The 9,904-nt window shown below is 49.3% G+C and carries 10 protein-coding genes, 2 tRNA genes and 1 rRNA gene; 8 read left to right on the top strand and 5 right to left on the bottom strand.

What is annotated here, in order from left to right; all coding sequences use genetic code 11:
• Nucleotides 1-97 precede the first annotated feature (97 nt).
• From rrf to dkgB, 3 genes are all read left to right on the top strand, one after another.
• Nucleotides 98-213, top strand: a 5S ribosomal RNA gene (rrf, locus tag A7098_RS22205).
• A gap of 193 nt (nucleotides 214-406) precedes the next feature.
• Nucleotides 407-483, top strand: a tRNA-Asp gene (locus A7098_RS22200).
• Between the two features lie 162 nt (nucleotides 484-645).
• Entirely contained in the window at nucleotides 646-1,449 is an 804-nt protein-coding gene (dkgB, locus tag A7098_RS22195; protein WP_105281428.1) for a 2,5-didehydrogluconate reductase DkgB, read from the top strand.
• Here the strand turns inward: dkgB and yafC are convergent.
• Complete coding sequence (gene yafC, locus A7098_RS22190; RefSeq protein ID WP_000648557.1) at nucleotides 1,446-2,360, bottom strand: DNA-binding transcriptional regulator YafC; 915 nt, start codon at nucleotides 2,358-2,360, stop codon at nucleotides 1,446-1,448. The two genes, dkgB and yafC, sit on opposite strands and share 4 nt — an antisense overlap.
• Before the next feature lie 240 nt (nucleotides 2,361-2,600).
• Between yafC and A7098_RS22185 the strand changes: the two genes are divergently transcribed.
• Both A7098_RS22185 and A7098_RS22180 read left to right on the top strand, forming a co-directional pair.
• Complete coding sequence (locus A7098_RS22185) at nucleotides 2,601-3,401, top strand: endonuclease/exonuclease/phosphatase family protein (RefSeq protein WP_001230983.1); 801 nt, start codon at nucleotides 2,601-2,603, stop codon at nucleotides 3,399-3,401.
• A 77-nt stretch (nucleotides 3,402-3,478) separates the two neighbouring features.
• Nucleotides 3,479-4,249: a class I SAM-dependent methyltransferase gene (locus A7098_RS22180; RefSeq protein WP_032224520.1), complete on the top strand. Its 771-nt coding sequence runs from the start codon at nucleotides 3,479-3,481 to the stop codon at nucleotides 4,247-4,249.
• A 47-nt stretch (nucleotides 4,250-4,296) separates the two neighbouring features.
• On the opposite strand, the gene mltD is transcribed toward A7098_RS22180, so the two are convergent.
• Nucleotides 4,297-5,655 carry a murein transglycosylase D gene (gene mltD, locus A7098_RS22175; protein WP_000644688.1) on the bottom strand — a complete coding sequence of 453 codons (1,359 nt, stop codon included), beginning with the start codon at nucleotides 5,653-5,655 and terminating at the stop codon, nucleotides 4,297-4,299.
• A 71-nt stretch (nucleotides 5,656-5,726) separates the two neighbouring features.
• On the bottom strand, nucleotides 5,727-6,482 hold the full coding sequence (gene gloB, locus A7098_RS22170; protein ID WP_001052783.1) for a hydroxyacylglutathione hydrolase: 756 nt from the start codon (nucleotides 6,480-6,482) through the stop codon (nucleotides 5,727-5,729).
• Nucleotides 6,483-6,515: 33 nt separating this feature from the next.
• Between gloB and A7098_RS22165 the strand changes: the two genes are divergently transcribed.
• Nucleotides 6,516-7,238, top strand: coding sequence for a class I SAM-dependent methyltransferase (locus tag A7098_RS22165; RefSeq protein ID WP_010344979.1), 723 nt, complete (start codon nucleotides 6,516-6,518; stop codon nucleotides 7,236-7,238).
• On the opposite strand, the gene rnhA is transcribed toward A7098_RS22165, so the two are convergent.
• Nucleotides 7,235-7,702: a ribonuclease HI gene (gene rnhA, locus A7098_RS22160; protein ID WP_000917883.1), complete on the bottom strand. Its 468-nt coding sequence runs from the start codon at nucleotides 7,700-7,702 to the stop codon at nucleotides 7,235-7,237. The genes A7098_RS22165 and rnhA overlap by 4 nt on opposite strands.
• A gap of 64 nt (nucleotides 7,703-7,766) precedes the next feature.
• Between rnhA and dnaQ the strand changes: the two genes are divergently transcribed.
• Both dnaQ and A7098_RS22150 read left to right on the top strand, forming a co-directional pair.
• A complete protein-coding gene (dnaQ, locus tag A7098_RS22155) occupies nucleotides 7,767-8,498 on the top strand; it encodes a DNA polymerase III subunit epsilon (RefSeq protein WP_077699138.1) in 732 nt (243 codons plus the stop codon).
• 132 nt (nucleotides 8,499-8,630) lie between these two features.
• Nucleotides 8,631-8,707, top strand: a tRNA-Asp gene (locus A7098_RS22150).
• 146 nt (nucleotides 8,708-8,853) lie between these two features.
• On the opposite strand, the gene A7098_RS22145 is transcribed toward A7098_RS22150, so the two are convergent.
• A complete protein-coding gene (locus tag A7098_RS22145; RefSeq protein ID WP_105281427.1) occupies nucleotides 8,854-9,903 on the bottom strand; it encodes a type VI secretion system ImpA family N-terminal domain-containing protein in 1,050 nt (349 codons plus the stop codon).
• Between the last annotated feature and the right edge of the window lies 1 nt (nucleotide 9,904).

Genomic DNA, 9,904 nt, shown 5'->3' with positions numbered 1-9,904 from the left:
CAACGGCGAATCTGTTTTGGCGGATGAGAGAAGATTTTCAGCCTGATACAGATTAAATCGACAGGTCAGAACATGACGTGTTGATAAACAGAATTTGCCTGGCGGCCGTAGCGCGGTGGTCCCACCTGACCCCATGCCGAACTCAGAAGTGAAACGCCGTAGCGCCGATGGTAGTGTGGGGTCTCCCCATGCGAGAGTAGGGAACTGCCAGGCATCAAATTACGAAGAATGGCACTGACCTTTGAGGCAGTTCACTACTCGATAAGAGAGTAGGACAAAAGCGAAAGCTTTTGAACGTTGCGAAGCAACGGCCCGAAGGGTGAATCACGAAGTGATTCATAAACTGCCAGGCATCAAATTAAGCAGTAAGCCGGTCATAAAACTGGTGGTTGTAAAAGAATTCGGTGGAGCGGTAGTTCAGTCGGTTAGAATACCTGCCTGTCACGCAGGGGGTCGCGGGTTCGAGTCCCGTCCGTTCCGCCACTTATTAAGAAGCCTCGAGTTAACGCTCGAGGTTTTTTTTCGTCTGTATTTCTATTATTGCCAAAATCGCAAAAATCCTCTGCATTTTACGCTCTTTTTCCGCAACAGTCTGAAGCCCATAATCATCTCAGTTAACGAACATAGCATTAGAAGAGGCATATTATGGCTATCCCTGCATTTGGTTTAGGTACTTTCCGTCTCAAAGACGACGTTGTTATTGCATCTGTGAAAACGGCGCTTGAACTTGGCTATCGCGCAATTGATACCGCACAAATCTATGATAACGAAGCTGCAGTAGGTCAGGCGATTGCAGAAAGTGGCGTGCAACGTCATGAACTCTACATCACCACTAAAATCTGGATTGAAAATCTCAGCAAAGACAAACTGATCCCGAGTCTGAAAGAGAGCCTGCAAAAATTGCGTACCGATTATGTTGATCTGACGCTAATCCACTGGCCGTCACCAAACGATGAAGTCTCTGTTGAAGAGTTTATGCAGGCGTTGCTGGAAGCGAAAAAACAAGGGCTGACGCGTGAAATCGGTATTTCCAACTTCACGATCCCGTTGATGGAAAAGGTAATTGCTGCTGTTGGCGCTGAAAACATCGCTACCAACCAGATTGAACTCTCTCCTTATCTGCAAAACCGTAAAGTGGTCGCTTGGGCTAAACAGCACGGCATTCATATTACTTCCTATATGACGCTGGCTTATGGGAAGGCTCTGAAAGATGAGGTTATTGCTCGTATCGCAGCTAAACACAATGCGACCCCGGCACAAGTAATTCTGGCGTGGGCAATGGGGGAAGGCTACTCAGTAATACCGTCTTCCACTAAACGTGAAAACCTGGAAAGTAATCTTAAGGCACAAAGTTTACAGCTTGATGCAGAAGATAAAAAAGCGATCGCCGAACTGGATTGCAACGACCGCCTCGTAAGTCCGGAAGGTCTGGCTCCTGAATGGGATTAAGCCTCTCTGACAGCTCCTGCGGGAGCTGTTTTTATATGCTCGCTAAGGAAATCGATAAAGGCCCGGATGCGAGTACTTACCGCGCGGTCGCTGTAATAGACGGCGCTGAAGGGCATTTCCACTGGCAACACTTTATCTGCCATTAACTCCACCAGTTCACCACGAGCAATTTCTCTGTCGATCATATAGTCGGACAAACACGCAATCCCGTTGCCACTCAGGCAAAGCTGTTTCAGTGTTTCTCCACTATTGGATGACAAACCGTACTTCACCTCATGTAATTGTCCATCACTACAGGCTATCGGCCAGGTATTGAGGGAAGCGGGTTCAGTAAATCCCAGGCAAACATGTTGCTTTAAATCGTCGATAGTTTCTGGCTTCCCGTAGCGGGCAATATAGTCGGGGGAGGCGATAATTTTTCGATAACTGTTAAATAACGGCCTGGCTCGTAAGCTGGAATCCGTTAACGTACCGGCGCGTATCGCGACATCCACTTTTCTTTCGATCAAATTAATAATCGTTTCGGAGGAGACTAGCGATAAAGTGACTTCCGGATAGCGTTCGCGGAAAGGCTTAATTAACGGCATCAGAAAGTGTAGTACCACGGGGGTTGCGGCATCGATCCGTAACAGTCCGCGCGGTGTATTACGCGTCTCCATAATTTCTGATTCTGCCGCTGCCATCTCCTGCAAAATTGACTGTACGCGACGAAAATAACGCTCGCCTTCTTCCGTCAGGCTAAGTTGTCGTGTGGTTCGATTAAGTAGGCTGACGCCAAGTTTCATTTCCAGCTTTTTTACCGCACGGCTGACTGCTGAGTTTGCTTGCCCTAATTGTTCCGCTGCCCGGCTAAAGCTGCCGCTTTCGACGACCGAAACAAAAATGGCGAGTTCTTCCGACGTGGCTTTCATTTTTGCTCCTGTTGCAAAATAGAAGAGATATTTTGAATTTATTTGTTATTAAACCATCAGGATACGTAATATGTCATCCGATTTAATGTTCTCAATAATGAGCAAAATTCTGTGCGGTGTAAGCACTTGCTTACATAACAATATACAATTGCTCGTTGAAAGAGTGAGCTAAAATCCCTATAACAGTAGAACCCTCCCGAGTGCGGAAGGGTTGACGTAATAGAGGTTTCAAAGTCAAAAGTGCGAAAAAATACCTATGCCATGCGCTATGTAGCCGGACAACCTGCGGAAAGGATCTTACCGCCGGGGTCATTTGCGAGCATCGGCCAGGCATTACCACCCGGAGAACCGTTAAGTACCGAAGAGCGTATTCGGATCCTGGTGTGGAACATTTACAAACAGCAACGCGCTGAATGGTTGTCGGTATTAAAGAACTACGGCAAAGATGCACATCTGGTGTTATTGCAGGAAGCGCAGACAACGCCAGAGTTAGTGCAGTTTGCGACCGCTAACTATCTTGCTGCCGATCAGGTGCCCGCTTTTGTTCTGCCACAACATCCTTCCGGCGTAATGACCCTTTCGGCAGCGCATCCGGTGTATTGCTGCCCGTTACGCGAACGTGAACCTATTTTACGTCTGGCGAAATCGGCACTGGTGACGGTCTATCCATTACCTGACACCCGCCTGTTGATGGTAGTCAATATCCATGCGGTCAACTTCAGTCTGGGCGTGGATGTTTATAGCAAGCAGTTGCTTCCTATTGGCGATCAGATAGCCCACCACAGCGGTCCGGTCATTATGGCGGGAGATTTCAATGCCTGGAGCCGTAGAAGGATGAACGCGTTATATCGCTTTGCGCGAGAAATGTCGCTGCGCCAGGTGCGTTTTACTGATGATCAGCGCCGCCGGGCGTTTGGTCGCCCGCTCGATTTTGTTTTCTACCGTGGTCTGAATGTCAGCGAAGCTTCCGTACTGGTTACGCGCGCTTCTGATCACAATCCGCTACTCGTTGAATTCAGTCCCGGCAAGCCTGATAAATAAGGTATGTCAGGTCTGCCACAGGGCAGACCAACGTTTGGCGCTGCCTTTTTATACTCAAACAACAAAAGGACAGTGCAATGACAACACAATCCCACCATGAGCACGTAGAAAAGCAATTTAGCTCGCAGGCCAGTGAATATTTAACCAGTGCCGTGCATGCATCCGGGCGCGACTTACAGCGCCTGGCGGCGTGTCTGGCAGAGTATCCTGACGCTTGCGTACTTGATATGGGCTGTGGAGCAGGACATGCCAGCTTTGTCGCTGCGCAAAACGTGCAGGAAGTGGTGGCGTATGACTTATCTTCCCAAATGCTGGATGTTGTTGCACAGGCTGCAGATACCCGACAACTGAAAAATATCACCACCCGCCAGGGGTATGCCGAAAGCCTGCCTTTTGCCGATCACACTTTTAATATTGTTATTAGTCGTTATTCTGCTCACCACTGGCATGATGTCGGTGCGGCATTGCGTGAAGTGAATCGGGTTTTGAAGCCCGGCGGTATGCTGATTGTGATGGACGTAATGTCTCCGGGTCACCCGGTACGCGATATTTGGTTACAGACGATAGAAGCATTGCGCGATGCTTCTCACGTGCGTAATTACGCCAGCGGTGAGTGGTTGACGTTAATCAATGAAGCATATCTGCTTGTCGATAATGTGATCACCGATAAATTACCTCTGGAATTCTCTTCGTGGGTTGCGAGAATGCGTACGCCAGAAGTGTTAGTGGACGCTATTCGCGTTTACCAACAGAGCGCATCGACAGAGGTGAAAACGTATTTTGCCTTGCAGAATGATGGCTCTTTCACCAGTGATATCATCATGGTTGAAGCACATAAAGCGGCATAAATAAAAAAGACACCGGGGGAATCGGTGCCTTTCTGTTATCTGGTTTGTCAGGAATCTGGCATATTGTTGTTTTTCACAAACAACGTCAGCTTGTCGCCTGGTTGCAGATTCGCAGTATCGCTGTTCCAGCGCATCACATCTTTGATGTTTACGCCGTGACGCTTAGCAATGCTTGAAAGCGAATCACCTTTGCGCACACGATACGTAATGCTATCGCTGTTGTTTGCCAACCGCTGTGCGCTACTACCAGCGCCAATTGTCAGACTTTGACCTGGTTTCAGCTTAGAACCGCGCAGATTGTTCCACTGCTGCAAATTCTTTGTGCTTACGCCGAGACGTGAAGCGATGCTTGAAAGCGTGTCGCCAGAGCGTACGGTGTAAACGCGGCTATTAAGCGGCGTATTGTCGGCAACCAGTGTCGACTGTACGGCAGCAATTTCGCCTGAAGCCAGAGATTCACGCAGTTGATCTGCATGTTTCTTTGGCACCATCACGTACTGTGGACCACTTGCGCCCAGCGTGGAGCCTTTCACGCCAGCGTTGAAGGTCTTCAGTTTGCTGACGGAAATTCCCGCCATATCTGCAACCTTCGCCATTTCAACCGGGCTACTCAGGTGTACACGCGCCAGAGCACGGCTTTCATCGGTCGTCGGCAGACGTACACCATAACGCTTGCTGTTTTTGAGAATATCACTCAATGCCAGCATCTTAGGCACGTACTGCTTCGTTTCCTGCGGCAACGGTAACGACCAGAAGTCCGTGGATTTCCCACGCGCTTTGTTCGTTTTAATTGCCTTCATGACCCGACCTTCGCCGCTGTTATAAGCCGCTACGGTCAGAAGCCAGTCGCCGTCAAACATCTTGTTCAGACGCTGCATCATGTTCAGCGCGGCAGTTGTTGAAGCAACAACATCGCGACGCGCGTCATAATTGCGGGTCTGTTTCAAACCATAATTGCGCCCCGTGCTCGGAATGATCTGCCAGATGCCTGCGGCATTGGCGCCAGACGTCGCGTGAGGATCAAAAGCGCTCTCCACTATGGGTAGTAGTACCAGTTCCATAGGCATGTTACGTTTTTTAACTTGCCCGGCTATCCAGTACATATACGGCTCTGCCCGTAAAGTTACATCGTGGAGATAGCTCTTATTGCGTAAATATTTCTGTTTCTGTTCGCGAATCCGGTCGTTTTCCGGAATTCCCATCTTTAGCTCGTCGCCTATGAAAGCCCACAAGTCACCATCCGGCGCGATAGACGTCCCATCGTCCATCCATCGTGCCTGACTTGTAAACTTTGCTGCTTCCCCTTGACCAGCTGCAGAAAGGCTCTGTGCGTGCTGTTGAACGTTACCAGTACTCTGGCAACCCACGAGCAGGACAGAGGCGAGTAATATCGCTTTTGCCTTCATGTGTGTGTCAATAGTTGCTTAAAAGACGACCGATCATAACGGCGAACGAAGCTGATGACAAGAAAGTTTTATCAGAATCTATCTTTCTTTGACCTTAACCAGGCAAAACGTTCTTCAGGTTGTTGCAATAATGTTTCTTTATTAATTACATTAATTAAATCAATATCTTCTGTTCTCAAAAAAACATTATTTTGCCGCTCATTTTTCAGAATTACGGGTAGTGTTATTTGATTTTTTGCCCGTAACTCCTTAACTTTACGATAATAATCATTTATAGACAAATCGTGCGGAAGAATGCTCAAAGCAAACTTCATATTTGATAAAGTATATTCGTGAGCGCAACACACCAGAGTATCGTCAGGAAGTTCACTTAATTTTTTAAGTGATTGATACATCTGTGATGCAGTGCCTTCGAATAGTCTACCGCAACCGCCAGAAAACAGAGTGTCGCCACAAAATAGATAAGGTTCGCTAAAGTAACAGATATGTCCTAAAGTGTGACCTGGCGTAGCAATTACACTAAATTCATGCCCCAAAACGAAGGCAGTATCGCCATCTTTGACTACCTGCGTTGTTCCCTTATCTTGTGTCTCTTCTGGCCCATACACCACAATTTGCGGATACTTTTCTACCAGTTCTTTTACACCGCCAACGTGATCGTGGTGATGGTGGGTGAGGAAAATCGCTACTGGTTGCCAGTTGTTAGCTGAAATCGCCTTTAATACGGGTTCTGCCTCTCCTGGGTCGACAATCAGGCAACGACCTGCTTCATCAGACAAAACCCAGATGTAATTGTCATCAAAGGCGGAAATACTGTTAAGATTCATATATTACCTCTCAGTGCGAAACGGAAGGTTGTGATGAAACCGGCAAGGATCCCCCAAACTGTCGTGGCTCCTGATTGCTGGGGCGATTTGCCCTGGGGAGAGCTTTATCGCAAGGCGCTGGAACGCCAGCTCAACCCGTGGTTCGCTAAAATGTATGGTTTTCATCTGCTTAAGATTGGCAATTTAAGCGCAGAAATCAATTGCGAAGCGTGCGCGGTTTCTCATCAAGTGAATGTTTCAGCGCAAGGAATGCCCGTCCAGGTGCAGGCGGACCCACTTCACCTTCCTTTTGCCGATAAATCCGTCGATGTTTGTCTACTGGCGCATACATTGCCGTGGTGCACCGATCCGCATCGTTTATTGCGCGAAGCCGATAGGGTATTGATTGATGATGGCTGGCTGGTTATTAGCGGCTTCAATCCCATCAGTTTAATGGGATTACGCAAACTTGTGCCGGTATTGCGAAAAACATCGCCCTATAACAGCCGGATGTTTACTCTGATGCGGCAACTGGACTGGCTCTCTTTGTTGAATTTTGAAGTGCTACACGCCAGCCGTTTCCATGTTCTCCCGTGGAACAAGCACGGTGGAAAACTATTGAGCACGCACATTCCTGCGCTTGGTTGCTTACAACTTATTGTTGCCCGGAAACGGACTATTCCTTTAACGCTAAATCCGATGAAACAGAGTAAAAACAAACCGCGAATTCGCCAGGCGGTCGGTGCCACCCGGCAATGTCGTAAACCACAGGCTTAAACTTCGACTTGATAGCCCGTATCTTCCAGCGTGGGATTCATTGCCGCAGCTCGAGCCAGTTCATCACAGCGTTCGTTTTCCGGGTGTCCGGCATGGCCTTTTACCCATTCCCATTTGATTTGATGCTGTCCCAGCGCGGCATCAAGACGTTGCCAGAGATCGACATTTTTTACCGGTTTTTTGTCTGCGGTTTTCCAGCCACGTTTTTTCCAGTTATGGATCCACTGGGTAATCCCCTGGCGGACATACTGGCTGTCGGTACTCAAAATGACTTCGCAATGTTCTTTTAACGCTTCCAGCGCGACAATAGCAGCCATCAACTCCATACGGTTATTGGTGGTGCGGGTGTAGCCTGCGCTAAAGGTTTTCTCGCGTCCGCGATAACGTAAAATAGCGCCGTAACCCCCAGGTCCTGGATTACCCAGACACGAACCATCGGTGAAAATTTCTACCTGTTTAAGCATCTCTGGTAGACTTCCTGTAATTGAATCGAATTGTAAAACGACAAGTCTGACATAAATGACCGCTATGAGCACTGCAATTACACGCCAGATCGTTCTCGATACCGAAACCACCGGTATGAACCAGATTGGTGCGCACTATGAAGGCCACAAGATCATTGAGATTGGTGCCGTTGAAGTGGTGAACCGTCGACTGACGGGCAATAACTTTCACGTTTATCTTAAGCCCGATCGGCTGGTGGATCCGGAAGCCTTTGGCGTACATGGTATTGCCGATGAGTTTTTGCTCGATAAGCCTACGTTTGCCGAAGTAGCTGATGAGTTCATGGACTATATTCGTGGCGCGGAGCTGGTGATCCATAACGCAGCGTTCGATATCGGCTTTATGGACTACGAGTTTTCGCTGCTCAAGCGCGATATTCCGAAGACCAATACCTTCTGTAAGGTCACCGATAGCCTTGCGGTAGCGAGGAAAATGTTTCCTGGTAAGCGCAACAGCCTCGATGCGTTATGCGCCCGCTACGAAATAGATAACAGCAAGCGTACATTGCACGGGGCATTACTCGATGCCCAGATCCTTGCGGAAGTTTATCTGGCGATGACCGGTGGCCAAACGTCGATGGCTTTTGCGATGGAAGGTGAAACACAACAGCAACAAGGTGAAGCAACAATTCAGCGCATTGTGCGCCAGGCAAGTAAGTTACGCGTTGTTTTTGCGACGGATGAAGAGCTAGCAGCGCATGAATCTCGTCTCGATCTGGTGCAGAAGAAGGGCGGAAGCTGCCTCTGGCGGGCATAAATACATGTAAAAGGTGCTAAAAATAGCGAGTTGGGCGATTTTTGCAGCAAACGATTCAAAAGATGAGAAAAACAATTGACGAAGGGCGAGGCAATCCGTAGTATTCGCCTCGTTCCCAACGGAATAAAACGCGGAGCGGTAGTTCAGTCGGTTAGAATACCTGCCTGTCACGCAGGGGGTCGCGGGTTCGAGTCCCGTCCGTTCCGCCAATATTTAGAAAGCCTGAATCAGCAATGGTTCATGCTTTTGTCGTTTCTGGCTTTCGGGATTTTTCACCCCGGAAGTTAAATGGATTTAATCCAGAAAATAGTTACACCATATAATGACCAGTAGTTATAAGTTCTGGTCATTTTGGTTATTCCTGCGCATCCCACTTCTCCAGCAGTTCTGCTGGAACTTCATTGATTATCTCCGAAAAGCGTTTACCGACCAGTCGTTCCGCCTGACGCAACAAAGGAATGGTCGGACTGCTTGGTTCACTGTGCTCAAACCAGCGGCGGATGACTCGCAGGCGTTTCAGTGCGTCGTTCCGATCGCTGATTTGCTGTGGCTCTGCGATGATCTTTGCGGTCGTTTCGGCTGGTATATCCACTGTGGGAGCGACATGCCCTGCTAGTGTCAGTCCGGTATTATCGATAGCAGCATACTTCGGCTGATCAGCCTGCGGTTTTGGTTGTGGGATTTCTGGCGTAGTTGTCTGTACCGCCCCAGGCAACAGGGTCAGCAGTTGCGTCAGACGCGAAAAGTCCGGGGCCAGGTCATTCAGCGTTTCACGAGCATGGTGTTGCAGTCGCTCAGTGATCTCGGCGGCCTGGCGAAATGCGTCCAGCGGCAGTGCGCCGCGTGCTTCCAGGTCGGCCAGTTGCTGACGTACTGATTCCGGTGCCAGCGCATCCGCCGGGCGTGATGCAGACAGCGAACGTTCCACATCCCGAACCTGAAGGCGCATGGCGGCGTTGTTTGATAGCGTAATGCCACGAATATCAGCCATTACGCCTTCGTGGTCCAGTAGCGCCGACAGCGCGTTACTGCGTGCTACAGCCGCATCTTCGGCGGTGGTATCTTCAGCCGTAAGCAGTTGTGGATGGATGGTGTCCGGGTTTGTGACACACAACGTTTCCAGAAGCGTGAGTGTCTCCAGCAGCCCTCTGGCTCCGGCCTGCTGGATACGGCAACGCAGCAGGACAACCAAGATGCGGATATCTTTACTGCGTGCCAGCAGGCGGCGGGCGTCCCGCTCCAGCTCCGCCCAGTTAATAGTTTCCGGTGTACTGACAAAATCGCCATATTGCGCCTCTTCACGCGCTAAGGCGCGGGTGAACAGCAACAGGTACTCTGGATCATACTCCAGATCCGGGCCGCAGGGGCATTCAGCCGAAATAGGGTCAGACAGGGGGGTATCCATT

Origin of the sequence: Escherichia sp. MOD1-EC7011, from assembly GCF_002965005.1 — a bacterium.
In the GTDB taxonomy this organism is placed as follows: domain Bacteria; phylum Pseudomonadota; class Gammaproteobacteria; order Enterobacterales; family Enterobacteriaceae; genus Escherichia; species Escherichia ruysiae.
Note: the sequence above shows the minus strand (reverse complement) of the source record. Positions and strands in the feature narration are given on the sequence as shown.